We start from the raw sequence: 23,512 nt of genomic DNA on the forward strand, positions 1-23,512 counted from the left end.
GTCAGGCCAGTCCGAACGCGTCGGCCAGCGAGTCCATCTGGGCCATGAGCAGGGTGCCTCCGTCGTGCCCCATGCCGCCGAACTGGCCGGACACCTCAAGGCCGACGACCCCGTGCATGTGCGACCAGGCGAGCACGGCGCCGGCCAGCGCGGTCCCCGGATCGCCTGCGGGCGAGTGCCCGCTCACCCATCCCGCGACCGGGGGGTCCGCATCGGCCCAGGTCTGCATCTGCGTGACCACCGGCCGTACCGCAGCCGAAGGCTCGGCCCCGTCGAAGGCGGGCAGGAACGGCCCGAGCACCGCCCGCGCACTGTCGACCGTCTCCGGAGGCGCGATGTACCCGGGCACGGGCGTGCCCTGGATCAGCAGATAGCGGTGCGGCTGCTCGACCGCCCAGTCCCGGCACGCCGTCGCCAGAGCCCGCAGTCGAGCCCGCGGTGAGGTGGTCGCAGGCAGTTGGTCCGCGGCCACGGCGACGGCCGAGGCCAAGTCGGCGTACGCGTCCCGGATCAGGTCGGTGAGCAGCGCGTCCCGGCTGTCGAAGTAGCGGTAGAGGGCCGGGCCCGAGAGGCCCACCTCCTTGGCGATCCGCGTCAGCGCCACGGCGCCCGTACCGCCCTCGGCCAGCTGCCGGAGCGCGATCTCCTTGACCTCCGTGCGCGTCTGCTCGCGATAGCGCGCCCTGGGGCTCTGTGTACTCCCGGCCACGGCCGACTCCCTTCTCCGCTTCGCGACACACCCTAACGACTGACGAAGTATCCCACTATTGTGATGCCCAATAGAAAGAGTTACGGTGTCTAACGTAAGCGATAGAGAATCACAAAGAGAAGAGGTCAAACATGTCTGCCGCCCAGGAGCCCCGCGCCCTGCACACCGTCCTCGGCTCCGGCCCGGCCGGGACCACGCTCGCCCGTGAGCTGGTGTGCCGCGGTCACGCCGTGCGTCTCGTCGACCGCAAGGGCGATGGGCCCGCGATCGAGGGGGTCGAGCGGTACGCCGCCGACGTCAGCACCGTCGACGGAGCGCGCACGGCCGTCGCCGGTGCCGACGTCGTGTACCACTGCCTCAACGTCGGTTATCACCTCCAGGTCGAGGTGATGCCCCGCATCCAGGACGCCGTCCTCGGTGCCGTCGAAGCCTCCGGCGCGCGGCTGGTCGTACTCGACACGCTCTACCCGTACGGCGAGACCGGGGGAGCGGTGATGACCGAGGACAGCCCTTGGAAGGCGACGACCCGCAAGGGCCGGATGCGCGCCGAACTCGACGAGCGGTACCTCGCCGCGCACCGCGAGGGCCGGGCCGGGGTCGTCCTCGGACGGTCCGCCGACTTCGTCGGCCCCGGCGTGGTCAGCTCCACTCTCGGCGGAGCGGTGTTCCCCGGTGCCCTCACCGGCGGCGAGGTTCCCGGGCTCGGGGACATCGACCTGCCGCACAGCTACACGAGCATCGTCGACGTGGCCGCCGGCCTCGCGACCCTCGGTGAGCGCCCCGAGGGCGACGGCCGGGTCTGGCATCTGCCCACCGCGCCCGCGGTCACCACCCGCGAGATCCTCGCCATGATCGAGGAGAAGGTGGGCCGCCCGCTGAACATCGTGACCGTCGACGAGCCCCGGCCCTTCGGCCCGTTCGACGAGGAGTTCATGGCCGAGTACGCCGAGATGTTCTACCAGCACACCGAGCCCCAGATCATGGACTCGTCCGCCTTCGAGCAGGCCTTCGGCGTGACTCCGACCCCGCTCGCCGAGACGGTGGACGCCACGCTGGCCTGGTACCAGGAGTGGCTCGCGAGCCTATGACCGCGGCCGGGTCCTGCCGTGAACCGGGCGCACCGACGCGGGCGTGCGGCATCGTGGACCGCACGCCGCCGGGTTCCGGGCCATCCGCTGTGCGTGGCCGGGGAGTTCGGGTTGGCCGAGCCGAGTCGGCTGGACACCCGCTGGTCCAGGTCGCCCTCGTGGCGGGCGGGTGGCGCCGCCCGACGAACTCCGTGCGAGGCGCTCAGAGGTCGCGCCAAATTCTCCGTCGTGGACGTACCCGGCGCCGTTGCGTGGGACGCGGCTACGGCAGCCTCATGCAAAGCAGCCGCGTCCCCACGTGGGTGGTCCCTGCCGCGATGCGGCCCTCAGCGGCGGACCTTCGTCCGGTCCATGGCGGCCACGCCGACCGCGGCCAGGCCGATCTGGATGAGCCACTCGATCCAGTCGACGCCGTCCGTGTCGGCGACGTCGAAGCCGTTGGCGATCGCCGAGCCGAGCAGAGCGGCGGCGATGCCGACGAGGATCGTCCACAGGATTCCGATGCGCTGACGCCCGGGGACGACGAGCCGCCCCAGGACACCGATGATGATGCCGATAATGATGGCGCTGATGATGCCTGAGATCTCCATCTCCGCCCCTCTTTGTCGGGACCCCCGTTGCTGAGCAAGTGCCCGCTGGAGCCGGAGACAGTCCGCTCCGGTGAGTGGCGCGCAAGTTTTCTGTTCACGACCCGGTCATGCCATGTACCTTTCAAACGTGCCACGCGCGTAGAACGATCGTTGACTGTTCTACGCGCGCAGATTCAGCCCCCGCACTGCCTCTTCCCACCCCACACGGAGGTTCGCCGGATGCTTGGATCCAGAAGATTCCGCCGCAGATGCACCGGGGCCCTGGCCGGTCTGGGACTGCTCGTCACGGGAGTAGCCCTCCAGACCGCCACCCCCGCCCGTGCGGCGACCCCGCACCGCGTCCTGTTCGACAACGCGCACGCCGAGACGGCCGGGAACGCCGACTGGATCGTCTCCACCAGCCAGCCGGACCCGCTCGGCCAGGACTCCACCCCGTCGGCCGAGACGGACTGGACGGGCGCCCTGTCCGCCTGGGGAGTCGCCCTGCAACGGACGGGCGACTACAGCCTCAAGACACTGCCGTCCGGCGGCGCCCTCAGTTACGGAGGCTCGTCGACGACCGACCTGACGAACTTCGACACCCTGGTCCTGCCGGAGCCCAACACGTTGTTCACCAGCGCGGAGAAGACCGCGATCATGAACTTCGTGAAGAACGGCGGCGGTCTGTTCATGATCTCCGACCACACCGGCGCCGACCGCAACAACGACGGCGAGGACGCGGTCGAGATCCTCAACGACCTGATGACGAACAACAGCGTCGACTCCACCGACCCGTTCGGCTTCTCCGTCGACGTGCTCAACGTCTCCTCCGGGTACCCGGCTGCCATCACCGACAGCACCAACCCGGTCCTGCACGGCTCCTTCGGCAACGTCACCAGGAGTCTGATCGCCAGCGGCACGACCGCCACGCTCCGGCCCGCGAACAACCCGAACGTCAAGGGCCTGCTCTACCGCTCCGGTTACTCCGGAAACACCGGTGCCTTCTTCGCGACCAGCACCTTCGGCAGCGGTCGCGTCGCCTTCTGGGGCGACACCTCGCCCGCCGACGACGGCACCGGCCAGTCCGGCAACACCCTGTACGACGGCTGGAACGACTCCGGCGCCACCAACCCGGCTCTCGCCCTGAACGCCACGGAATGGCTCTCCGGCGGGAGTGATGACGGTGGCGGTGACACTCCCACCTGTACCAACGCCCAGCTGCTCGGCAACACCGGCTTCGAGTCCGGAGCGTCCACATGGACGCAGACCAGCGGTGTCATCACCAACTCCACCAGCAAGGCGGCGCGTTCCGGCTCCTACTACGCCTGGCTGAACGGCAACGGCGCCGCGTCCACCGACACCCTCGCCCAGACGGTGACCATCCCGTCCGGCTGCTCCGCGACCCTGAGTTTCCATCTGCACATCGACACCGCGGAGACCACCACCAGCACGGCCTACGACACCCTGAAAGTCCAGGTCCTGAACAGCTCCGGCACGGTCCTCGGCACCCCGGCGACCTACTCGAACCTCAACGCCGCCTCCGGCTACACCCAGCGCAGCATCAGCCTCAGCAGCTACGCGGGCCAGACCGTCACGGTTAGGTTCACCGGCACCGAGGGGTCCATCCTCCAGACGTCGTTCGTCGTCGACGACACGGCGCTCAATGTGAGTTGAGCCGTGCGGCGGACTCGCCGGCGGCTTCCCCGCCTTCCCGCCGGCGATCCGTCTGCCATCCCGTGGCGGCCTTGCGTGCACTGCCCAGCAGTGCCAACTCCGAGCCCAACTCCCGCCCGGTCAACCGCTGTTCGGCCGTCTCGTTGCACCTGTCCCATGAAATCGCCGTCGATCACGGCGTGGGGGATCTCCGCCGTTCTCAGCAGCGCCGAGACCTCCCACCCCACCGCGTTTCCCGTGGCGCCTCATCACGGCGCGACCCACGACGCCAGCTGACCGTCGGGCTGAAGGGTGACGTGCAGGCCGTTGTTCTGGCCGTACGCGGCACGTCCGTCGGCGACCAGGACACGCTTGACGACCGGCTGCGGCTTGGCTCGCTCGACCCGGGAGGTGACCTTGCCGTCCGGGTGGAGCGTGACGTGCAGGCCGTTGTTCTGGGCGTGGGCGGGCGGGGCGGCCTTGCCGTTGGTGTAGAGGGTTCCGTACTTGACGCCCTTGGCCCAGATCTCGGCCTCGTAGCGGTACTTGCCGGTCTTGTAGACCTTCGCCGTGGAGACCTTGTCCGCGAGCTTCACCGTCTTCACGTGCACGCGCTGCGCCGTGGAGTGGGCGGTCGTATGCCCGGCGGACGCGACGTCACCTGCCGGCGACGAGGGGAGGGCGACGGCGCCGGCGGCCGAGACGCCCAGTGCGGCGGTGACACCGGCGGCGACGAGGGCGGTGCGCGGAGTGCGGGAAGCACGCATCAGAGAGCTGTCCTTCGGTGGTGGTTCGGTCATCCGGGAAGTGGCGCCACCTCGTGGGCGACGACGTGTTCGACGGTACGGACCGCGCATCAAGGGGTCCCATACGTCGTGTAACAGTCATCCCGCGCATAGCGGAAGAAAACGGTAACTTGACATGCAGGTAATTGCCTGCATAACTTTGAGTGTGCGATCAGAGAGCGACTCAGCGGTGGACCGGGTCTTCAAGGCGCTGGCCGACGACACCCGCAGACGGCTGCTGGACCGGCTGCACGAGCACAACGGGCTCACGCTCGGCGAGCTGTGCGAGCGCATCGCCATGAAACGTCAGTCGGTGACCCAGCATCTGGCCGTCCTGGAGGCCGCGAACCTGATCAGCACGGTGCGGCGGGGGCGGGAGAAGCTGCACTACCTCAACCCCGTCCCGCTCCACGAGATCCAGGAGCGGTGGATCGACAAGTTCGAGCGCCCGCGCCTGCGCGCGCTCGGCGACCTGAAGCGACGAGCCGAGGAAGCCATGACCGACAAGCCGACCTACGTCTACGTCATCTACATCGAGAGCACACCGGAGAAGGTCTGGGAGGCGCTCACCGACGCCGACCTGACCGCCGCCTACTGGGGCCACCGCAACGAGTCGCCGGACTGGCAGCCCGGCTCCCGTTGGGCCCACGTCCGCACCGACGGCTCGGGCATCGCCGACGTCGTCGGCACCGTCGTCGAGAGCGACCGCCCGCACCGCCTGGTCACCAGCTGGGGCGACCCGGAGAAGGAGGGGCGGGAGGACACGTACTCCCGGGTCACCTTCGACATCGAGCCGCACGCCGACATCGTCCGGCTCACCGTGACCCACCAGGACCTCGCCGACGAGGGCGAGCTGGCCGATGTCTCGTCCGGCTGGCCGGCCGTGCTGTCCAACCTCAAGTCCCTCCTGGAGACCGGCAGCCCGCTGCCGCAGGAGCCCTGGTCGGTGCCCGGCCGGTGAGGGGAAGCGGAAGGCCGGTCCGCGCGATGCGGACCGGCCGGGTGTTCGTCCCTTCCTCTGTGATCTCTACGGTTTGGGGGCGCTCCTCGCCGCCGTACCGGCGCACATCAGCCCCAGGATCACAGCAAGGGCGCCGATGATGATGTTGTTGAGCACCACTCCGGCGTCAGGGCTGTCGCCGACGATCCACGGCGAGACGATCATCCATACGCCCAGCCCGCAGAAGGCCCAGCTCAGGCCGTACATGCGTTCCGGAGCGCGGGTGAATCCGAGAGCCAGCAGCCCTATGGCGATCCCGATGACCAGGTTGTGGGGCACGAGGTCGGGCTGGCTGGTCGTGTAGTGGAGTATCCACGGGGATACAGCGCAGTACAGACCGAGCAGGAACACCGGTCCGTCCAAGAGCGTCACATCGCGACCGCCGAGCATGCGGGCGTAGCGATCCCGCATTTCGGATGCATCGGGGTGGCTGGTTATGTCGCCTCTGGTGGGCGAGACGTTGGCCATAACTCGTCTCCTTCGACTAGCAGGCCTGACCGCGTCTGGTGCGGTTTGCGGTAAGCGCCGCATACATCCATTCTGCTCTTATTTCTTCTTTATGTGTAGTGGCCTGAGCTGCGGTCGCCCATCGCCCGGGCGCGGGCCACGAAGGCGTCGTGGAGATCGCGCACCCCTTGGGGCACGGGCTCGGCCCGGCGCCGCTGGAGCATGAGCAGGACCCGGGTCGCGTCCCCGGTGAGCGGGCGGTGAACGATCGCCCCGCACCGCTGAAGGGGATCGTCGAGCACGCTGAAGTCCGGCAGCACTGTCACGCCGAGCCCCTCGGCGACCATCAGCTTGCCCATCTCGGCGCCGTCCGTGGAGTACGAGAACGACGGCACCCGGCCCTCCAGCAGCCGGTGGAGGTAGCGGTGCATGACGTAACCGGAGCGCATGACGATCAACGGCACGTCGAGCAGGTCCGCCACCGACACGGCGGTGCGTGCCGCGAGGGGACTGTCCGGCCGTAGACACACCACGGGACGGCCGCTGAGCAGCTCGGTGCTCTCCAGTTCGGCGGGCGTGTCGTCGCCCTCCAGATGGTTGACCAGGCCCAGGTCGAAACCGCCCTCCAGCAGGGCCCGGTGGATGTCGCTCTGCTGGGCGCCGACCACCTCGACCTGGGTGAGCGGATGCGCGGCGCGGAACTCGCGCACCGCCGGGATCAGCAGCGGCACCGTCGCCGCGTTGACCGTGCCCACGCGCACCATGCGGCTGATGCGGTGCTGCTCGCCCGCCGCGGCCCGCAACCGGTCCACCGCGTCCAGCACATTGACGATGTGCGGCAGCAGCTCCCGGCCCTCCGCGCTCATCGTCGCCCCGGACCGCTTGCGCTCCAGGAGATCCACGCCCAGCTCGCGTTCCAGATTCCGCACGGTCTCGCTCAACGCGGGCTGGGAGAGGCGCAGTTCCTCCGCCGCCCGGCGCAGCGAACCGAGTCGGGTGACCGCGGTGATGTATTCCAGCTGTTCTGTCCGCACGGCAGCAGAATGCGGGCGATTTCCCGACGCGTTCAAGGGTTTCCCTGTCACACGTTCGTGAAATTCAATGGTCCGCGATACGAGACCGGTCGGGTTTACCTTGACGGCCTCGACGAGCGGCTGCCACGATCGAAGGCATGATGATGCGACTGGACCTCACGCGGCGACGCCATGTCGACCTCGCACGGGTTTCCAGCGCCTCCTGTTGCGCCGCGGCCTGATCCTCTTCGCCGATCCGCCGCAGTTTTCCCGCCTCGCACAACTCCGCTCCTTCCGGGGCCGAGTGCTGCTTTGGCGTACCCGAAAACCTCGCACCATTCCGCAACAGGAGTTCCGCATGTCCGCAGCACCTGTGAAATTCGCCTATTGGGTCCCCAACGTCAGCGGGGGACTGGTCACCAGCACCATCGAGCAGCGCACCGACTGGGGCTACGACTACAACCGCGAACTCGCCGTCCTCGCCGAGAACAACGGCTTCGACTACGCGCTCAGCCAGGTCCGCTACATGGCCAGCTACGGCGCCGAGTTCCAGCACGAGTCGACCAGTTTCAGCCTGGCCCTGCTGCTCGCCACCCAGCGCCTGAAGGTCATCGCCGCCGTCCACCCGGGCCTGTGGCACCCGGGCGTCCTCGCCAAACTCGGCGCCACCGCCGACCACTTGTCCCACGGCCGCTTCGCGGTGAACGTCGTCAGCGGCTGGTTCAAGGGCGAGTTCACCGCACTCGGCGAGCCCTGGCTGGAGCACGACGAACGCTACCGGCGCTCCGAGGAGTTCATCCGCGCCCTGCGGCAGATCTGGACCGAGGACCACACCCAACTCGCCGGAGACTTCTACCGGTTGCGGGACTTCTCCCTGAAGCCGAAACCCCTCAACACTCCCGAGCGCCCGAACCCGGAGATCTTCCAGGGCGGCAACTCCACGGCCGCCCGCCGGATGGCCGGGCGGGTCTCCGACTGGTACTTCTCCAACGGCAAGGACTTCGACGGGGTCGTCGAGCAGCTCGCGGACGTACGGCACGCCGCCGCCGAAGTCGGCCGTACGGCGCCGAAGTTCGGCCTCAACGGGTTCCTCATCGCCCGTGACACCGAGGCCGAGGCCCGCGAGACCCTGCGGGAGATCGTCGCGAAGGCCGACACCGAGGCCGTCGAGGGCTTCGGGGCGGCCGTGAAGCAGGCGGGGAAGTCCACCGCCGACGGCAAGGGCATGTGGCAGGACTCGGGCTTCGAGGACCTGGTCCAGTACAACGACGGCTTCCGTACGGGGCTGATCGGCACCCCGGAGCAGATCGCCGAGCGGATCGTCGCCTACAAGCGGCTCGGCGTCGATCTCCTCCTCCTCGGCTTCCTGCATTACCACGAGGAGGTCGAGTACTTCGGCCGGCGCGTGCTGCCCCTCGTCCGCGAGCTGGAAGCCCAACTGCCGGATGCCGAGTCCGTCCCCGCTCACGCCTGACTCCACCCCGCCGCTTTTCGAAAGAGGACCCATGGCCACCGTCCTGTCCGTCTCCGGCAGCCCCTCCGCCTCCTCCCGCACCAAACGCCTGCTGCGCCACCTCGACGACCGGCTCACAGCGCAGGGCCACGACGTCATCCCGCTCGACGTCCGCACTCTCCCCGCCGACGCCCTGCTCGGCGCGGACTTCCGGCACCCCGCGATCGTCGAGGCCACCGAGCTGTTCGCCCGCGCGGACGGCGTGGTCGTCGGCACGCCGGTCTACAAGGCGTCGTACTCCGGAATCCTCAAGGCGCTGCTCGACCTGCTCCCGCAGTACGCCCTGGCGGGCAAGACCGTGCTGCCGCTCGCGACCGGCGGCACCACCGCCCATGTGCTGGCCATCGACTACGCGCTCCGCCCGGTGCTCAGCTCCATGGGCGCGGGCCACATAGTGCAGGGCTGGTTCACGTTGGACAAGGACATCACCGTGCACGACGACGGGTCCCTCGCCGTCGCGCCCGCCGCGACCGAGGCTCTCGCCCAGGTGGTCGACCAGTTCTCGGCGGTCCTGGGCCGGACCCCGCTGCTGGCCGCGGCGAGTTGAGCGGGATGCCCGCCCATGTGATCGCCGACGACGGCGAGGCCCTCTCCGTCGCGGCTGCCCTGGCGGACGAGTTCCGTGCCGGTGCATCCGAACGGGATGCCCAACGCAGGCTCCCGCGGGAGGAGTTGGACCGGCTCTCCGCCTCCGGGGTGCTCGCCGTCACCGTCCCCGCCGAGCACGGGGGCGCCGACGTCCGCCAGGAGACTCTCGCGGAGATCTTCCGGCTGCTCGCCGCAGCCGACGCCAGCCTCGCCCAGATCCCGCAGAGCCACTTCGTCTACGTCAATGTGATCCGCCGTCAGGGCACGGAGGAACAGCAGAAGTTCTTCTACGGCGAACTGCTCGCCGGGCGCCGCTTCGGCAACGCCCAGTCGGAGGCGGGCACCAAGCACGTCCAGGACATCCGGACCCGCCTGGACGTGCAGCCGGACGGCTCGTACGTCCTCACCGGCGTCAAGCACTACTCCACCGGCGCACTCCTCGCCGACTGGATCCCCGTGCTGGCCCGGGCCGAGGACGACAACCTCCATGTCGCCTATGTGCCGAGTGACGCCTCCGGCCTGACCGTGGTGGACGACTGGGACGGCATGGGCCAGCGCACGACGGCCAGCGGGACCGTCCGCCTGGACGGCGTCCCCGTCCCGGCCGACCGGGTGCTGCCGCACCACCTCACCTTCCGGGGGCCGCAACTCCACGGCGCCGTCGCCCAGTTGCTGCACGCGGCGATCGATACGGGCATCGCCGGGGGTGCGCTCGACGAGGCCGCCGAGTTCGTCCGCACCAAGAGCCGCCCCTGGTTCGAGAGCGGGGCCGAGACCGCCGTGGAGGATCCGCTGCTGATTCAGCGGTTCGGGGAACTCGCTCTCCAAGTAAGGGCATCGGAGGCGTTGCTGCGTGAAGCCGCCCTGCGGGTGGATGCCGCTCGCGCGGACCTCACCGACGACTCGGCGGCCGAGGCGTCCCTCGCGGTGGCCGCCGCGAAGGCCCATGCGGGGACCACGGCCGTGGAGGTCGCCGGTGCCCTCTTCGAGGTCGCCGGAACCCGGTCCGCCCTGAACTCCCTGAACCTCCACCGGTATTGGCGTGACGCCCGCACCCACACCCTGCACGACCCCGCCCGCTGGAAGATCCAGCACCTCGGCCGGTACGTCCTTAACGGCACGAAGCCGCCCCGGCACGGCCTGCTCTGATCGGAGATCCCCGGTGACCCTCACCTTCCACTGGTTCCTGCCCACCAACGGCGACAGCCGCCATGTCGTCGGCGGCGGCCACGGCACCCCGGCCACCGCCTCCGGACGGGACCGGCCGCCGACCGTCGGCTATCTCAGCCAGATCGCCCGCGCCGCCGAGGACCTGGGCTTCGTCGGCGCGCTCACGCCGACCGGCGCCTGGTGCGAGGACGCATGGCTGACCACCGCGATGGTCAGCCAGAACACCGAGCGCCTGAAGTTCCTGGTGGCCTTCCGGCCAGGCTTCGTCTCACCCACGCTCGCCGCGCAGATGGCGTCCACCTTCCAGCGGCAGTCCGGCGGACGGCTGCTCCTCAATGTCGTCACCGGCGGCGAGAGCCACGAGCAGCGGGCCTACGGCGACTTCCTCGACAAGGACGCCCGTTATCGCCGTACCGGTGAATTCCTCCAGATCGTACGGGAGTTGTGGGACGGCAAGACCGTCGACCTGAACGGCGAGTTCCTCCAGGTCGAGGACGCCAGGCTGGCCCGCGTGCCGGACCCCGTGCCCGAGGTGTATTTCGGCGGCTCCTCGCCCATCGCCGGCCAGGTCGCCGCCCGCCACGTCGACGTGTACCTCACCTGGGGCGAGCCGCCCGCCCAGGTCGCCGAGAAGATCGCCTGGATCAGGGGGTTGGCCGCCGAACAGGGCCGGACCCTCCGTTTCGGCATCCGGCTGCACGTCATCACCCGGGACACCTCCGCACAGGCCTGGGCGGAGGCGAACCGGCTCCTCGAGGGCTTCGACCCGGAGACCGTGCGGTCCGTCCAGGCAGGGCTGGGCCGCAGCGAGTCCGAGGGGCAGCAGCGGATGCTGGCCCTGCACGGCGGCGGCCGGGACGGCCTGGAGATCCACCCCAACCTCTGGGCCGGCATCGGTCTGGTGCGCGGCGGCGCGGGCACCGCCCTGGTCGGCAGCCACGACGAGGTCGCCGAGCGGATCGAGGAGTACCACGCCCTCGGCATCGACGAGTTCGTCCTCTCCGGCTATCCGCACCTGGAGGAGGCGTACTGGTTCGGCGAGGGCGTCCTGCCCCGCCTCGCCACACGCGGCCTGTGGCGGCACCCGTCCGGGGAACAGACGACCTCCTCGGCGCAGGTGCCGTTCGCGAGCTGAGCCTCAGCCCGACAGGCGGTCGAGGTGTGCCCGGCGTACCCCGGCCGTCTGGCCCTGTACCAGCAGGAACAGGCCCTCGCGCGCCAGCCGTTGCGCCGGGCTGCGCAGGTCCATGGTGCGTCCGCCTCCGGCGACGATGGCCGCGGTCGTCGCCGCGCGCATCAGGTCGTACGCCCGTGTTTTGAGGGCCAGACGTTCCGCGACGCGTTCGTGCGGCACGGGGTGGTCGGCGAGGGTGTACGCCTCGGTGCGCAGCTCGTCGAGGCGGGTGCGCAGGGCGGACGCCGTTTCCTTTGCCTCTGCATCGCCGTCCAGCAGGGCGAGTGCCGCGTACGCGACGCCGAAGACGGCCGGGTTGGTGTTCGCGGCGCGAGCCAGGTCGACCTGCGCGAACTGCTCGTGCGGCGTGCGCAGCACCACCGACTCGTCGGGCAGCCACAGCCCGGCCAGCCGCAACGACACCGTACGGGCGGCGGTCAGGGCCGCGAGCCGCATCGGCTCCGACGGGCGCAGGCCCGCCTGCTCACGTGCCTCGGTGAACGCGAACACCACCTCGCCCGCGTCCGTGACTCCCGCGAGCAGCATCACGTCGTTCAGCCCCCAGCCGGTGTACCAGGGCACCGTGCCGTCGAAGCGCCAGCCGCCGCGCTCGGCGACGGTCCGCACGGGGATCCGCGGGAAGGCGCGGACGTGCGCGTAGGCGATCCCGGCCAGGAGCTCCCCGGTCGCCAAGGGGCGCAACAGCCGTTCCCGGACGGGCAGTCGGGAGTCGGTGAGGAGCTTCACCGGCGTGTAGTGCTGGGTCTGCACGAACCACGTCGAGCAGCACGCCCCGGCCAGGATCTCCGCGATCTCCCGGGCCACCGCGGCGGGTGCGGCCGAGCCGCCGTACTCCTCGGGCGCGCTCACCCCGAGCAACCCGGACCGCTTGACCGCCTCGACATGGCTCACGGGCACGCCCTCCAGGTCGACCTGCGCCGCCTGGGGTGCGAGGGTCTCGGCGGCGAGCTGTCGGGCACGGACGACGAGCGGGTGTGATGCGGTGGTCATGGACAAGATTCTTCCGGTGTCATGGAGCGAGGTGTCGATCCGGGGCTCTTCCGTTCGTGTAGGAGGTGAGAGAACCCAACGACGCCTGGGAGGCCGTCATGAAGTACTACCTGCTCAACGTGATGCAGCCGGTCGGGGAGCCGCCCGCCCCGGAGATCCTCGCCGAGATCGGCAAGAACCTCGATGCCTTCCACCAGGAGCTGCGACAGGCGGGTGCCTGGGTGTTCGCCGGCGGACTGCACGGCCCGGAGTCGTCCACCGTGCTGCGGCCCCGCGACGGAGACGTCCTGGTCACCGACGGGCCGTACGCCGAGGGCAAGGAGATGCTCGGCGGCATCTGCCTGATCAAGGCGCCCGACCTGGACGTGGCCCTGGAGTGGGGGCGCAAGGCGGCACTGGCGACCACGCTGCCGATCGAGGTCCGGCCCTTCCAGTTCCTGCACGACGAAGACGAAGAGGGCTGATGGCTCCTGACGTCGAGGCTGTCTTCCGCGCGGAGTACGGCCGTGCCGTCTCCGTCCTCGTCCGCTTCCTCGGCGACATCGACCTCGCCGAGGAAGCGGTCCAGGACGCGTTCACCACGGCCGTACAGCGCTGGCCGGAGACCGGCATCCCGCCCAGCCCGGCCGGGTGGATCATCACCACCGCCCGCAACCGCGCGATCGACCGGCTGCGCCGCGAGTCATCCAGGGACGCCCGCCACGCCGAGGCCGCCCTGCTGCACGCCCCCGACACACCGGCCGAGGAGGGACCCGTGCGCGACGACCGGCTCCGCCTCGTCTTCACCTGCTGCCACCCGGCGCTCGCGCTCCAGGCACAGGTCGCCCTCACCCTCCGGCTGCTCGGCGGACTCACCACCGACCGGATCGCCCGCGCCTTCCTCGTCCCCGAGCCGACCATGGCCCAGCGCCTAGTCCGCGCCAAGGCCAAGATCCGGGACGCCGGCATCCCGTACCGCGTGCCCCGCGACGCCGACCTCCCCGACCGGCTGAACGGGGTCCTGGCCGTCGTCTACCTGATCTTCAACGAGGGGTACGAGGGTTCACCCGAGCTGTGCGCCGAAGCCGTACGCCTGGGCCGACTGCTCACCGAGCTGATGCCCGACGAGCCCGAGGCGACCGGGTTGCTGGCGCTGATGCTGCTCGTCGAGTCCCGCCGGGCCGCCCGGCAGGACGACAGCGGCTCTCTCGTGCCGCTGCCCGAGCAGGACCGCAGCCGCTGGGACCGCGACCTGATCACGGAGGGCCAGGCACTGGTCCGCCGCTGCCTGCGCCGGAACCAGCCCGGGCCCTACCAGACCCAGGCCGCGATCCAGGCCGTGCACAGCGACGCACCCACTGCCGACGCCACGGACTGGAGTCAGATCCTCCAGCTCTACGACCAGCTGATGACACTGGCCCCAAGCCCGGTCGTGGCCCTCAACCGGGCGGTCGCGGTGGCGGAGGTGAGCGGACCGGGTGTGGCGCTCACCCTGGTCGACGCCCTTGACCTGGACCGGTACCACGTCTTTCACGCCGTACGAGCCGACTTCTTGCGCCGTCTGGATCGGACCGTCGAGGCAGCCGAGGAGTACGAGGCGGCGATCGCACTGAGTGAGAACCCGGCCGAACGCGCCTATCTCGAACGCGTTCGGCAGGCCCTGTGATCACACGCTCAGCGCCTCCCGCACGGACAGCTCCGCATCCTTGCCGCCCTCGCCGGACGACGTGACCCGACCCGCTTCCAGGACGTAGTACCGCTGGGCCGCCCGCATCGCGAAGCCGACGTGCTGCTCCACCAGCAGCACCGACAGCCCGCCCCGAGCGGCCAGCGCGAGGATCGTCTCCTCGATCTCGGCCACCACCGACGGCTGGATGCCCTCGGTGGGCTCGTCGAGGAGCAGCATCCTGGGCTCCGTCACCAGGGCGCGGGCGATGGCGAGTTGCTGCCGCTGGCCGCCGGACAACAGGCCCGCGCGACGGTTCGAGAGGGTGCGCAGCGCCGGGAACAGGTCCAGCGCCTCGGCGACCGCCGCCCTCCCGCGCTTCCGGCCGTCCGCGACCAACTGGAGGTTCTCCGCGGTCGTCAAGTGCGGGAACGCCTGCTGGCCCTGCGGGACGTACGCCATCCCGCGCGCGACCCGCTCGTGCGGCTTGCGGCGCGTGATGTCCTCGCCGTCGAGCCGGACCGTGCCGCTGCCCGGGGTCAGCAGTCCGACCGCCGCGCGGAGCAGAGTGCTCTTGCCGGCGCCGTTGTGCCCGAGCACGGCGGCCACACCGTCCTTCGGGACGGCCACGGAGACGCCGTGCAGGACGGTGCTGCGGTGGTAGCCGACGCGGACGTCGTCGATCTCAAGCATCACGCCTCCTGTACGACGGCGGCGGCGTCCTCGATGGCCGAGTGCCCGAGGTACACCTCCTGCACCTTCGGATCGGCCTGCACCTTGGCCACCGTGCCCTCGCTGAGCACTCGGCCGGCGTGCAGCACGCTCACGCTGCGCGCGAAGGAGCGCATGAAGTCCATGTCGTGCTCGATGACGACGACGGTCCGCTCCTCGCTGATCCGCTCCAACAGCTCACCGGTGGCCTGCCGTTCGTCGTGGCTCATCCCGGCGACCGGCTCGTCGAGCAGCAGCAGCCGTACGTCCTGCACGAGCAGCATGCCGATCTCCAGCCACTGCTTCTGCCCGTGCGCGAGCGTCCCGGCGGGGGAGTCCGCGAGATCGGTGAGCCCGACCGTCTCCAGCGCCCGCGCGACGGACTCCGGCACGTCCTTGCGGCGGCGCAGCATGGTCCACATGCCGCGGCCTGCGCCCGCCGCGATGTCCAGGTTCTGAAGCACCGTCAACTCCTCGAAGACGGTGGCCGTCTGGAACGTACGGCCGATGCCCGATCGGGCGATCCTGTGCACACTCCGGCCGAGCAGTTCCTCACCGCCGAAGAGCACCGAGCCCTCCGCTTTCACCAGACCGGTGACGGCGTCGACGAGGGTCGTCTTGCCGGCGCCGTTCGGCCCGATGAGGAACCGCAGATCACCGGGCTGAACGTCCAGGTCCACGCCGTCCACCGCGGTGAACCCGTCGAAGGACACCCGCAGTTGACGTATCTCGAGTCCTGACAACTCGCTCATGCTGCTTCTCCCACGGGAAGGGCGGGCTTCTGCTGAACAGCCTTGCGCCGCCGCCGTACCATCCCGGTCAGCGAGGCGAGCCCACCCGGCAGGAACGCCAGCGCCACGATGAACAGCAGGCCCTGGAAGTAGGTCCAGCCCGCCGGGAACTCCTCCGACAGCACCGTCTTGGCCCAGGCCACGCCGATCGCACCGAGCACCGCGCCGACCAGACTGGCCCGGCCGCCCACTGCGGCGCCGATCACGAACTCGATGGACGGCACGATGCCGATCATCGCGGGCGAGATGATGCCGACGGCCGGTACGAACAACGCGCCCGCGAGGCCCGCCATGCCGGCTGCCACGACGTACGCGACGAGCTTCACGTTCGCCGGGTTGTACCCGAGGAAGCGCACCCGTTCCTCCGAGTCCCGTACGGCGACCAGGAGTTCGCCGTACCGGCTGTGGATCAGCTGGCGGGCGAGCGCGATCAGGGCCAGCAGGGACGCGGCGATGATGAAGTACACCATCCGCTGGTTGACGGGGTCGTTGAGGTCGTAGCCGAAGAAGCCCTGGATGTCAGTGAGTCCGTTGGTGCCGCCCGTCGTCGCCTGCTGGCCGATCAGCCAGATCGCGAAGGCGGCGGCGAGGGCCTGGCTGAGGATGGCGAAGTACGCGCCCTTCACCCGGCGCCGGAAGATGAACAGACCGAGGATCGCCGCGACGGCCATCGGCAGCAGTACGGTCGCGGCGAGCGCGAACGCCGGGTTGGCGAACGGCTTCCACCACCAGGGGAGTTCGGTGGCGGTGCCGTACAGCGCCATGAAGTCGGGCAGGTTGCCCGGCCCCGCGTCGGCGATCTTCAGATGCATCGCCATGGCGTAGCCGCCGAGCCCGAAGAAGACACCCTGGCCGAGCGTGAGCAGGCCGCCGCGGCCCCAGGCCAGGCAGATGCCGACGGCGACCATCGCCGTGCACAGGTACTTGGCGAGCAGACCGAGGCGGAAGTCGGACAGGGCGAGCGGGGCGATGGCGAAGAGGAGGGCGGCGGCTCCCGCGAAGCCGGCCCACGTCCGGGCGCGTCCGTTGAGAACGGTCATACGAGACTCCTCGTACGCAGCGTGTACAGCCCCTGGGGCCGCCACTGGAGGAACGCGACGATGGCCACGAGGACCAGCACCTTGGCGACGCTCACGGTGGTGGAGTACTCCAGCACCGACTGGAGCACGCCCAGCACGAAGGCGACGATCACGCTGCCCTTGAGCTGGCCGATGCCGCCGACGACGATCACCAGGAAGGCGTCGATGATGATGTTGGTGCCCATCGTCGGCCCGATCGGACCGACCAGGGTGAGTGCGACCCCGGCGACGCCCGCGAGCCCGGAGCCGATGAAGAAGGCGGTGCGGTCGACCCGGGACGTGGAGATGCCGGAGACCTCCGCGAGGTCCCGGTTCTGCACCACGGCCCTGATCCGCCGGCCCAGCGGTGTCAGCCGGAGCGTCAGCGACAGCGCGATCACCGCCGCGATCGCCAACCCCAGAATGAACAGGCGGCTGTTGGCGAAGGTCAGCGGATCGTCGCCGCCGAGGACCGTGATGTTGCCGGTCAGCCAGTCCGGCGCACGGGTCTGCACATTAGGCGCGCCGAAAATGTCACGGGCGAGTTGCTGAAGCATCAGCGAGACTCCCCAGGTGACGAGAAGCGTGTCGAGTGGCCGCAGATACAGGCGACGTATCAACAGCCATTCCAGCAGCGCGCCGAGCGCACCCGAGACAAGAAAGGCCACGGGCAGCGCGACCAGCAGTGAAATTCCCGTACCGGAAATGGACTTCTGCAGGACATACGTCGTGTAGGCGCCCGCCATGATGAACTCGCCGTGGGCCATGTTGATGACGTTCATCTGGCCGAAGGTGAGCGAAAGGCCGAGCGCGATGAGCAGCAGGACGGCACCGATGCTGATGCCGGTGAAGGTCTGACCGAGGATCACGGTCATACGGCGGCTCCGGGAGACGGCGGCCGTGGGCCCCGGAGGGCCCACGGACGGTGACGGTCGGTCAGGACAGGCCGGAGGCCCAGGAGTAGCCCTTGAGGTACGGGTCCGGCTTGATGGGCTTGCCGGAGTTCCACACCTCCTTGATCAGGCCGTCGGTGCCGATCTCGCCGATGCGGGCGGTCTTGTAGATGTGCTGGCTTGCGCCGTCCACGGTGACCTTGCCCTCGGGTGCGTCGAAGGTGATGCCGTCGGAGGCCGCCTTGACCTTCTCCGGGTCGAAGGACTTCGCCTTCTCGACCATCGCCTTCCACAGGTAGACCGAGGTGTACGCGGCCTCCATCGGGTCACTGGTCGGCTTGTCCGCGCCGTACTTGGCCTTGTACGCCTTCACGAACTTGGTGTTGGCCGCGCCGGCAGTGGTCTGGTAGTAGTTCCAGGCCGTCAGCTGGCCCGCCAGGTACTGGGAGCCGATCGACTTGACCTCCTCCTCGGCGATCGACACCGAGACGACCGGCATGGACTTCGCGGTCAGACCTGCCGACTTGTACTCCTTGAAGAAGGCCACGTTCGAGTCGCCGTTGAGCGTGTTGAAGACGGCGTCCGCCTTCGACGCCTTCACCTTGTTGGCGATCGTGCTGAACTCCGTGGAGCCCAGCGGCGCGTAGTCCTCGCCGAGGATCGTCATGCCGTTCGCCTTCGCGTACGCCGCGATCTCCTTGTTGGCGGTGCGCGGGAAGACGTAGTCGCTGCCGACCAGGTAGATCTTCTTCAGGCCCTTGCTCTTGAGGTAGTCGAGCGCCGGCACGATCTGCTGGTTGGTGGTCGCGCCCGTGTAGAAGATGTACGGGGACTCCTCGAGGCCCTCGTACTGCACGGGGTAGAACAGCAGGGACTTGTTCTGCTCGAAGACCGGCTTGACCGCCTTGCGGCTGGCGGAGGTCCAGCAGCCGAAGGTGGCGGCGACCCGGTCCTCCTTGATCAGCTTCTGCGCCTTCTCGGCGAAGGTGGGCCAGTCGGAGGCGCCGTCCTCGCTGATCGGCCGGATCTTCTTGCCGAGTACGCCGCCGGAGGCGTTGATCTCGTCGATCGCCAGCTTCAGCGAGTCGCGTACGGTCACCTCGCTGATCGCCATGGTGCCGGAGAGCGAGTTGAGCAGACCGACCTTGACCGTGTCACCGCTGACATCGGCCTTCGCGGCCTTGTCGGATGAGCCGGTCGCGTCGGTCTTCGCACCGCACGCGGACAGCGCGACGACGGCCGCGAGTGCGGCGCCGCCGGCCAGGAAACGGCGTCGGAGAGCAAGTGAAACCGTGGACAAAAGAACCCCCTCGGGGATGGCGGGAGCAACCTCCCGAAGCGGTCCACAGCCTCAAGTCACCCTGTTTCCAAGATGTTTCGCGGGACTTTCCCCGAGGCAACAAAAAACGCCCCGAGGGGATGTGAACGGCATTCAGAAACCGAATTCACAATTCGCCCGAGGCATTCTAATTACTTTCTGTGGGAAGTATCTTGGCGCGGTGCGGACATGTCAAGGGCGGGAACCGTGAAGATCGAGCTCCGTGAGCACGTCGAAGACGAGCCCGTCGGCGCGTGCCAGGTAGATCCGCTGCCGCACATGGCTGCCGCGCAGGTGCAGCAACCCGCGCGGACCCTCGTACGAGACGGTGTCGGCGGCCGCCCCGATCGCGGACACGTCCAGCGTCCCGGCCTGCTTGAGCAGCGCGGCGAGCAACAGCACGCCCTCGTAACAGGATTCGCCGAGACTGCCGAGCGCGGGCGCCTCGACGCCGTACCGGCCCGCGTACTGACCGTGGAAGTCGAGCGTGTCCTGGTTGGCCAGCGAAGCGAAGAACCCGGCGGTGCTGTAGAGGTCGACGGTGGCCGAAGGGCCGCTCGCCATCAGCATGTTCTCGTCCATCAGCGTGCTCAGCCGCAGACAGCGGGCGTCGAGACCGTAGGCCGCGAACGCCCGGTTGAAGCGCACCGCGTCGCTGCCGACCAGCAGCATCAGCACGGCGTCCGCGTCCGACCGCTCGATGCGCCGCAGCACCGGCTCGAAGTCGTGGGTGCCGAGCGGGAGATAGACCTCCCCGTCGATGCTCCCGCCGCAGTCCCGCGCATACGCATGCGCCGCCCGGGCGGTACGCCTGGGCCACACATAGTCGTTGCCGACGACGAACCAGCGCCGCACCCGCCGCTCGTGCGCCAGCAGGCCCATCGCGGGCCGCAGTTGGTCGTGCGGTGTCTCGCTCGTCAGGAAGACACCGGAGGTGTGCTCGCCGCCCTCGTAGAGTGCGGTGTAGACGTACGGAACGCGATGGGCGATCCTCGGCGCCAGCGCCTGCCGCACCGAGGAGATGTGCCAGCCCGTGACGCCCTGCACGACGCCCAGGTCCACCAGCGCCTCGACGTGGTCGGCGATCTCGCGCGGCGAGGCGCCGCCGTCGACGGGCAGCAGCTTGAGCTCCCTGCCGAGGACCCCGCCCGCCCGGTTGACCTCCTCCGCGGCCAGCTGCGCGCACAGCTCGCAGGTCGGACCGAACATCCCGGCCGGCCCCTGCAAAGGAAAGACCAGGGCCACGCCGAGCACGGAGTCGTCGGCCGTGAACCAGTCGGATGCGGGGGGATCGTGCCGGAACATGACGTCATGATTCCGGGTAGCCCTGGTGAACTCCAGTCCGTCTCATACGATGTACGCACCCCGTGACCTAGGAGCAGGATGCCTACCTCTGCTGCACGTCAGCCCCGCGACCTGATGAAGCTCCTGACGCGGGCCGAGCGGCTGGTCGCGCGGCGACTGCAGGCCGTCCTGGACGAGGAGGGCTGCTCACTGGACGCCTGGCGGGTGCTCGGGCTGCTCGCCGACGGCCAGGGGCATCACATGACGGCGATCGCCGAGGCCGCCTTTCTGCCGCCGCCGACGCTGACCAAGCTCGTCGACCAGCTCGTCGACCAGAACCTCGTCCATCGGCGGGTCGACCCGCTCGACCGCCGTCGCATCCTCGCCCACCTCACTCCTCGCGGCCAGGAGTACTGGCGTCGCATAGACCGGGCGGTTCGCACCGACTGGCCGGCCCTCAGCGACGGGGACGACGAACTGCTGCGCGGACTGCTGGAGCGGCTGGCTGCGACGCTCGACGCGTCCGCCCGCGTGTGACGGGATCCTCGCGCAACGTAGTTTCGTGAGCGCGGAATGCGCGGGTCGCACCGATGGTTGGTATATACATCGAGCTAGTCGTTCCCAGACCGCATCCGCGCGCCGCCAGGCCCGCGCACAACCAGCGAGGCACCGTGAACCACCCCACCTCCGAGCAGCCCGCCGACATCGTGGCGCGACTGCGCGCCACCTTCCGCACCGGCCGCACCAAGCCCGTCGAATGGCGCACCGCACAGCTGCGCCGACTGCGCGAGATGCTCACGGAGAACGGACCCGACCTGGCCGCCGCCCTCCACGCCGACCTGGGCAAGAGCAGCGCGGAGGCCCACCGGACGGAGATCGGCTTCACCGTCCGCGAGATCGACCACACCCTCGACCACCTGGACGAGTGGCTGCGCCCCGAGTCGGCGCCCGTCCCGGCGCACCTCGGCGCCGACGCCACGGCCTGGACGCAGTACGACCCCCTGGGCGTCGTCCTCGTCATCGCCCCGTGGAACTACCCGGCCCAGCTCCTGCTCGCGCCCGTGGTCGGTGCCCTGGCCGCGGGCAACGCGGTCGTCGCCAAGCCCAGCGAGATGGCACCCGCCACCTCCGCCGCGCTGGCCCGCCTGCTGCCCGCGTACCTGGACACCGAGGCCGTCGCCGTCGTCGAGGGCGGCATCCCCGAGACCACGGCCCTGCTCGCCGAGCGCTTCGACCACATCTTCTACACCGGCAACGGCACCGTCGGCCGCATCGTCATGCGAGCAGCCGCCGAGCACCTCACCCCCGTCGCCCTCGAACTCGGCGGCAAGTCCCCGGCGTTCGTCGACCGCGACGCCGATCTCGACGTCGTCGCCGACCGGCTGGCCCGTGGCAAGTTCCTCAACGCCGGGCAGACCTGCGTGGCCCCCGACTACGTCCTCACCGACCCGGAGACCGCCGCCGCCCTCGAACCCGCCCTCACCCGGGCCGTCGAGAAGCTGTTCGGCACCGACCCCTCCGCCTCCGGAGAGTACGGCCGCATCGTCAACGAACGGCACTACGACCGGCTCGCCGGCCTGCTCGGCTCCGGCCGGGTGGTCGTGGGCGGCGGCGGCGACCGTACGGCGAAGTACATCGCGCCTACCGTCCTCGCCGACGTCGACCCCGGCTCGCCGGTCATGCAGGAAGAGATCTTCGGCCCGATCCTGCCGATCGTCACCGTGCCGGGTCTCGATGAGGCGATCGAGTTCATCAACGACCGTGACAAGCCCCTTGCGCTGTACGTCTTCTCCGAGTCCGACGAGGCGCGCGGGCGGATCGCCGCCGAGACGTCCTCCGGCGGTCTCGGGTACGGCCTGCCGCTCGCCCATCTCACCGTCTCCGACCTGCCGTTCGGTGGCGTGGGGGAGAGCGGCATGGGCAACTACCACGGCCGCTACTCCATCGAGACGTTCAGCCACCGCAAGGCGATCCTGGCGAAGCCGCTGAGCTGACCGTTGCGGTACGGCTCCAGTGCGGTCCCGGAGTTGACTGGTCTACACCCTTGACTGGTACAGACCAATGCGGTTGAGTGTGGCTCCACACCCCCCACCACGGCCGCCCCCAACGCCGTGGCCGGCTCCGCCGGCGCGTGCGCACAAGGCTCTGCTCAGCCCTGCCTTGTCGGGGTCGGCCGTGCTTCGCAAAGGAGTTGATCCTGTGTCGAGGCGCCGCATCTCAGCCGTACTGACCGTTCTCGCCCTCGCCGGCAGCGTGCCGGTGCTCCTCCCGGCCGCCGAGGCGTCCGCCGCCGCGTGCTCGAGCTATCCGAGCTGGGCGGCCGGACGGTCGTACAACGCCGGGGACATCGTCCGCTACACCGACGGCAAGGCGTACATCGCCGAGCACGCCAACCCGGGCTACGATCCCATCATCAGCACCTGGTACTGGGAGCCCTACGCCTGCGACGGCGGCTCCGACACGCCCTCCGCCACCTTCGTGGTGAGCGAGGCGCAGTTCAACCAGATGTTCCCGAACCGGAATTCGTTCTACACGTACAGCGGTCTGACCGCCGCGCTGAGCGCCTACCCGGGCTTCGCCAACACCGGCAGCGACACGGTGAAGAAGCAGGAGGCCGCGGCCTTCCTCGCCAACGTCAGCCACGAGACCGGCGGGCTCGTCCACATCGTCGAGCAGAACCAGGCCAACTACCCGCACTACTGCGACTGGAGCCAGCCCTACGGCTGCCCGGCGGGCCAGGCCGCCTACTACGGGCGGGGCCCGATCCAGCTGTCCTGGAACTTCAACTACAAGGCGGCGGGCGACGCGCTCGGCATCGACCTGCTGAACAACCCCTGGCTGGTGCAGAACGACTCCGCCGTGGCCTGGAAGACCGGCCTCTGGTACTGGAACACCCAGTCCGGCCCCGGCACCATGACCCCGCACAACGCCATGGTCAACCAGGCCGGCTTCGGCCAGACCATCCGCTCCATCAACGGCTCCCTGGAGTGCGACGGCAAGAACCCGGCGCAGGTCCAGAGCCGCGTGAACAACTACAACAGCTTCACCTCGATCCTCGGCGTCTCGCCCGGCGGCAACCTCTACTGCTGACG

At 69.5% G+C, this 23,512-nt stretch carries 25 protein-coding genes; 13 read left to right on the forward strand and 12 right to left on the reverse strand.

Annotation, left to right across the window (positions count from 1 at the left end; translation table 11 throughout):
* Nucleotide 1 precedes the first annotated feature (1 nt).
* Entirely contained in the window at nucleotides 2-709 is a 708-nt protein-coding gene (locus KCH87_RS40725) for a TetR/AcrR family transcriptional regulator (protein ID WP_210592960.1), read from the reverse strand.
* Nucleotides 710-840: 131 nt separating this feature from the next.
* On the opposite strand from KCH87_RS40725, the gene KCH87_RS40730 reads away from it, so the two are divergent.
* Nucleotides 841-1,797: an NAD-dependent epimerase/dehydratase family protein gene (locus tag KCH87_RS40730; protein WP_210592961.1), complete on the forward strand. Its 957-nt coding sequence runs from the start codon at nucleotides 841-843 to the stop codon at nucleotides 1,795-1,797.
* A 326-nt stretch (nucleotides 1,798-2,123) separates the two neighbouring features.
* Here KCH87_RS40730 and KCH87_RS40735 read toward each other — a convergent pair whose 3' ends face one another.
* A complete protein-coding gene (locus tag KCH87_RS40735) occupies nucleotides 2,124-2,387 on the reverse strand; it encodes a GlsB/YeaQ/YmgE family stress response membrane protein (protein WP_210592962.1) in 264 nt (87 codons plus the stop codon).
* Nucleotides 2,388-2,606: 219 nt separating this feature from the next.
* Between KCH87_RS40735 and KCH87_RS40740 the strand changes: the two genes are divergently transcribed.
* Nucleotides 2,607-4,040 carry a hydrolase gene (locus KCH87_RS40740; protein ID WP_210592963.1) on the forward strand — a complete coding sequence of 478 codons (1,434 nt, stop codon included), beginning with the start codon at nucleotides 2,607-2,609 and terminating at the stop codon, nucleotides 4,038-4,040.
* Between the two features lie 248 nt (nucleotides 4,041-4,288).
* On the opposite strand, the gene KCH87_RS40745 is transcribed toward KCH87_RS40740, so the two are convergent.
* Nucleotides 4,289-4,786 (reverse strand): hypothetical protein, encoded by a 498-nt coding sequence (locus tag KCH87_RS40745; RefSeq protein ID WP_210592964.1) that lies wholly within the window; start codon nucleotides 4,784-4,786, stop codon nucleotides 4,289-4,291.
* 208 nt (nucleotides 4,787-4,994) lie between these two features.
* Between KCH87_RS40745 and KCH87_RS40750 the strand changes: the two genes are divergently transcribed.
* A complete protein-coding gene (locus KCH87_RS40750) occupies nucleotides 4,995-5,765 on the forward strand; it encodes a metalloregulator ArsR/SmtB family transcription factor (RefSeq protein ID WP_210593028.1) in 771 nt (256 codons plus the stop codon).
* Between the two features lie 66 nt (nucleotides 5,766-5,831).
* On the opposite strand, the gene KCH87_RS40755 is transcribed toward KCH87_RS40750, so the two are convergent.
* Entirely contained in the window at nucleotides 5,832-6,272 is a 441-nt protein-coding gene (locus KCH87_RS40755; RefSeq protein WP_210592965.1) for an SPW repeat protein, read from the reverse strand.
* A gap of 89 nt (nucleotides 6,273-6,361) precedes the next feature.
* On the reverse strand, nucleotides 6,362-7,285 hold the full coding sequence (locus tag KCH87_RS40760) for a LysR family transcriptional regulator (RefSeq protein ID WP_210592966.1): 924 nt from the start codon (nucleotides 7,283-7,285) through the stop codon (nucleotides 6,362-6,364).
* A 143-nt stretch (nucleotides 7,286-7,428) separates the two neighbouring features.
* On the opposite strand from KCH87_RS40760, the gene KCH87_RS50870 reads away from it, so the two are divergent.
* The 5 genes from KCH87_RS50870 (at nucleotide 7,429) to KCH87_RS40780 (ending at nucleotide 11,670) form a co-directional block, all read left to right on the forward strand.
* The gene (locus KCH87_RS50870; protein WP_350786652.1) at nucleotides 7,429-7,506 is read left to right on the forward strand and encodes a putative leader peptide; all 78 of its coding nucleotides are present in this window, start codon (nucleotides 7,429-7,431) and stop codon (nucleotides 7,504-7,506) included.
* Nucleotides 7,507-7,622: 116 nt separating this feature from the next.
* Nucleotides 7,623-8,738, forward strand: coding sequence for a dimethylsulfone monooxygenase SfnG (sfnG, locus tag KCH87_RS40765; protein WP_210592967.1), 1,116 nt, complete (start codon nucleotides 7,623-7,625; stop codon nucleotides 8,736-8,738).
* A 31-nt stretch (nucleotides 8,739-8,769) separates the two neighbouring features.
* Complete coding sequence (ssuE, locus tag KCH87_RS40770; RefSeq protein ID WP_210592968.1) at nucleotides 8,770-9,324, forward strand: NADPH-dependent FMN reductase; 555 nt, start codon at nucleotides 8,770-8,772, stop codon at nucleotides 9,322-9,324.
* Nucleotides 9,325-9,329: 5 nt separating this feature from the next.
* Entirely contained in the window at nucleotides 9,330-10,514 is a 1,185-nt protein-coding gene (locus tag KCH87_RS40775) for an SfnB family sulfur acquisition oxidoreductase (protein ID WP_210592969.1), read from the forward strand.
* Nucleotides 10,515-10,527: 13 nt separating this feature from the next.
* Nucleotides 10,528-11,670, forward strand: coding sequence for an LLM class flavin-dependent oxidoreductase (locus KCH87_RS40780; protein ID WP_210592970.1), 1,143 nt, complete (start codon nucleotides 10,528-10,530; stop codon nucleotides 11,668-11,670).
* A 3-nt stretch (nucleotides 11,671-11,673) separates the two neighbouring features.
* Here the strand turns inward: KCH87_RS40780 and KCH87_RS40785 are convergent, their stop codons facing one another.
* The gene (locus KCH87_RS40785; RefSeq protein ID WP_210592971.1) at nucleotides 11,674-12,720 is read right to left on the reverse strand and encodes an acyl-CoA dehydrogenase family protein; all 1,047 of its coding nucleotides are present in this window, start codon (nucleotides 12,718-12,720) and stop codon (nucleotides 11,674-11,676) included.
* 98 nt (nucleotides 12,721-12,818) lie between these two features.
* Here KCH87_RS40785 and KCH87_RS40790 point away from each other — a divergent pair, with 98 nt between their 5' ends.
* The gene (locus KCH87_RS40790) at nucleotides 12,819-13,184 is read left to right on the forward strand and encodes a YciI family protein (protein WP_210593029.1); all 366 of its coding nucleotides are present in this window, start codon (nucleotides 12,819-12,821) and stop codon (nucleotides 13,182-13,184) included.
* On the forward strand, nucleotides 13,184-14,365 hold the full coding sequence (locus KCH87_RS40795; RefSeq protein WP_210592972.1) for an RNA polymerase sigma factor: 1,182 nt from the start codon (nucleotides 13,184-13,186) through the stop codon (nucleotides 14,363-14,365). The genes KCH87_RS40790 and KCH87_RS40795 overlap by 1 nt, the downstream gene beginning before the upstream one ends.
* Here the strand turns inward: KCH87_RS40795 and urtE are convergent, their stop codons facing one another.
* The 6 genes from urtE to KCH87_RS40825 form a co-directional block, all read right to left on the reverse strand.
* Nucleotides 14,366-15,058, reverse strand: coding sequence for an urea ABC transporter ATP-binding subunit UrtE (urtE, locus tag KCH87_RS40800; RefSeq protein WP_210592973.1), 693 nt, complete (start codon nucleotides 15,056-15,058; stop codon nucleotides 14,366-14,368).
* Nucleotides 15,058-15,828 (reverse strand): urea ABC transporter ATP-binding protein UrtD, encoded by a 771-nt coding sequence (urtD, locus tag KCH87_RS40805; protein ID WP_210592974.1) that lies wholly within the window; start codon nucleotides 15,826-15,828, stop codon nucleotides 15,058-15,060. Before urtD ends, urtE begins: the two co-directional genes overlap by 1 nt.
* Nucleotides 15,825-16,907, reverse strand: coding sequence for an urea ABC transporter permease subunit UrtC (urtC, locus tag KCH87_RS40810; RefSeq protein ID WP_210592975.1), 1,083 nt, complete (start codon nucleotides 16,905-16,907; stop codon nucleotides 15,825-15,827). Before urtC ends, urtD begins: the two co-directional genes overlap by 4 nt.
* A complete protein-coding gene (gene urtB / locus KCH87_RS40815) occupies nucleotides 16,904-17,800 on the reverse strand; it encodes an urea ABC transporter permease subunit UrtB (RefSeq protein WP_210592976.1) in 897 nt (298 codons plus the stop codon). The genes urtC and urtB overlap by 4 nt, the downstream gene beginning before the upstream one ends.
* 61 nt (nucleotides 17,801-17,861) lie before the next feature.
* Nucleotides 17,862-19,118, reverse strand: a complete 1,257-nt coding sequence (gene urtA / locus KCH87_RS40820) for an urea ABC transporter substrate-binding protein (protein ID WP_210592977.1) — start codon at nucleotides 19,116-19,118, stop codon at nucleotides 17,862-17,864.
* Between the two features lie 210 nt (nucleotides 19,119-19,328).
* Complete coding sequence (locus tag KCH87_RS40825) at nucleotides 19,329-20,441, reverse strand: substrate-binding domain-containing protein (protein WP_210592978.1); 1,113 nt, start codon at nucleotides 20,439-20,441, stop codon at nucleotides 19,329-19,331.
* A 78-nt stretch (nucleotides 20,442-20,519) separates the two neighbouring features.
* Between KCH87_RS40825 and KCH87_RS40830 the strand changes: the two genes are divergently transcribed.
* The 3 genes from KCH87_RS40830 (at nucleotide 20,520) to KCH87_RS40840 (ending at nucleotide 23,510) form a co-directional block, all read left to right on the forward strand.
* The gene (locus tag KCH87_RS40830; protein WP_210592979.1) at nucleotides 20,520-20,957 is read left to right on the forward strand and encodes a MarR family winged helix-turn-helix transcriptional regulator; all 438 of its coding nucleotides are present in this window, start codon (nucleotides 20,520-20,522) and stop codon (nucleotides 20,955-20,957) included.
* Between the two features lie 134 nt (nucleotides 20,958-21,091).
* On the forward strand, nucleotides 21,092-22,414 hold the full coding sequence (locus tag KCH87_RS40835) for an aldehyde dehydrogenase family protein (protein WP_210592980.1): 1,323 nt from the start codon (nucleotides 21,092-21,094) through the stop codon (nucleotides 22,412-22,414).
* Between the two features lie 205 nt (nucleotides 22,415-22,619).
* Nucleotides 22,620-23,510, forward strand: a complete 891-nt coding sequence (locus KCH87_RS40840) for a glycoside hydrolase family 19 protein (RefSeq protein WP_210592981.1) — start codon at nucleotides 22,620-22,622, stop codon at nucleotides 23,508-23,510.
* The last annotated feature ends 2 nt before the right edge of the window (nucleotides 23,511-23,512 follow it).

Origin of the sequence: Streptomyces sp. GESEQ-35 (genome assembly GCF_017948485.1) — a bacterium.
GTDB lineage: Bacteria > Actinomycetota > Actinomycetes > Streptomycetales > Streptomycetaceae > Streptomyces.

Excerpts from the sequence above, each read along its gene's own strand:
- KCH87_RS40730 (WP_210592961.1), top strand. The coding sequence starts at position 841 with ATGTCTGCCGCCCAGGAGCCCCGCGCCCTGCACACCGTCCTCGGCTCC.
- KCH87_RS40735 (WP_210592962.1), bottom strand. The coding sequence starts at position 2,387 with ATGGAGATCTCAGGCATCATCAGCGCCATCATTATCGGCATCATCATC.
- KCH87_RS40740 (WP_210592963.1), top strand. The coding sequence starts at position 2,607 with ATGCTTGGATCCAGAAGATTCCGCCGCAGATGCACCGGGGCCCTGGCC.
- KCH87_RS40745 (WP_210592964.1), bottom strand. The coding sequence starts at position 4,786 with ATGCGTGCTTCCCGCACTCCGCGCACCGCCCTCGTCGCCGCCGGTGTC.
- KCH87_RS40755 (WP_210592965.1), bottom strand. The coding sequence starts at position 6,272 with ATGGCCAACGTCTCGCCCACCAGAGGCGACATAACCAGCCACCCCGAT.
- KCH87_RS50870 (WP_350786652.1), top strand. The coding sequence starts at position 7,429 with ATGCGACTGGACCTCACGCGGCGACGCCATGTCGACCTCGCACGGGTT.
- sfnG (WP_210592967.1), top strand. The coding sequence starts at position 7,623 with ATGTCCGCAGCACCTGTGAAATTCGCCTATTGGGTCCCCAACGTCAGC.
- ssuE (WP_210592968.1), top strand. The coding sequence starts at position 8,770 with ATGGCCACCGTCCTGTCCGTCTCCGGCAGCCCCTCCGCCTCCTCCCGC.
- KCH87_RS40775 (WP_210592969.1), top strand. The coding sequence starts at position 9,330 with ATGCCCGCCCATGTGATCGCCGACGACGGCGAGGCCCTCTCCGTCGCG.
- KCH87_RS40785 (WP_210592971.1), bottom strand. The coding sequence starts at position 12,720 with ATGACCACCGCATCACACCCGCTCGTCGTCCGTGCCCGACAGCTCGCC.
- KCH87_RS40790 (WP_210593029.1), top strand. The coding sequence starts at position 12,819 with ATGAAGTACTACCTGCTCAACGTGATGCAGCCGGTCGGGGAGCCGCCC.
- KCH87_RS40795 (WP_210592972.1), top strand. The coding sequence starts at position 13,184 with ATGGCTCCTGACGTCGAGGCTGTCTTCCGCGCGGAGTACGGCCGTGCC.
- urtE (WP_210592973.1), bottom strand. The coding sequence starts at position 15,058 with ATGCTTGAGATCGACGACGTCCGCGTCGGCTACCACCGCAGCACCGTC.
- urtD (WP_210592974.1), bottom strand. The coding sequence starts at position 15,828 with ATGAGCGAGTTGTCAGGACTCGAGATACGTCAACTGCGGGTGTCCTTC.
- urtC (WP_210592975.1), bottom strand. The coding sequence starts at position 16,907 with ATGACCGTTCTCAACGGACGCGCCCGGACGTGGGCCGGCTTCGCGGGA.
- urtB (WP_210592976.1), bottom strand. The coding sequence starts at position 17,800 with ATGACCGTGATCCTCGGTCAGACCTTCACCGGCATCAGCATCGGTGCC.
- KCH87_RS40825 (WP_210592978.1), bottom strand. The coding sequence starts at position 20,441 with ATGTTCCGGCACGATCCCCCCGCATCCGACTGGTTCACGGCCGACGAC.
- KCH87_RS40830 (WP_210592979.1), top strand. The coding sequence starts at position 20,520 with ATGCCTACCTCTGCTGCACGTCAGCCCCGCGACCTGATGAAGCTCCTG.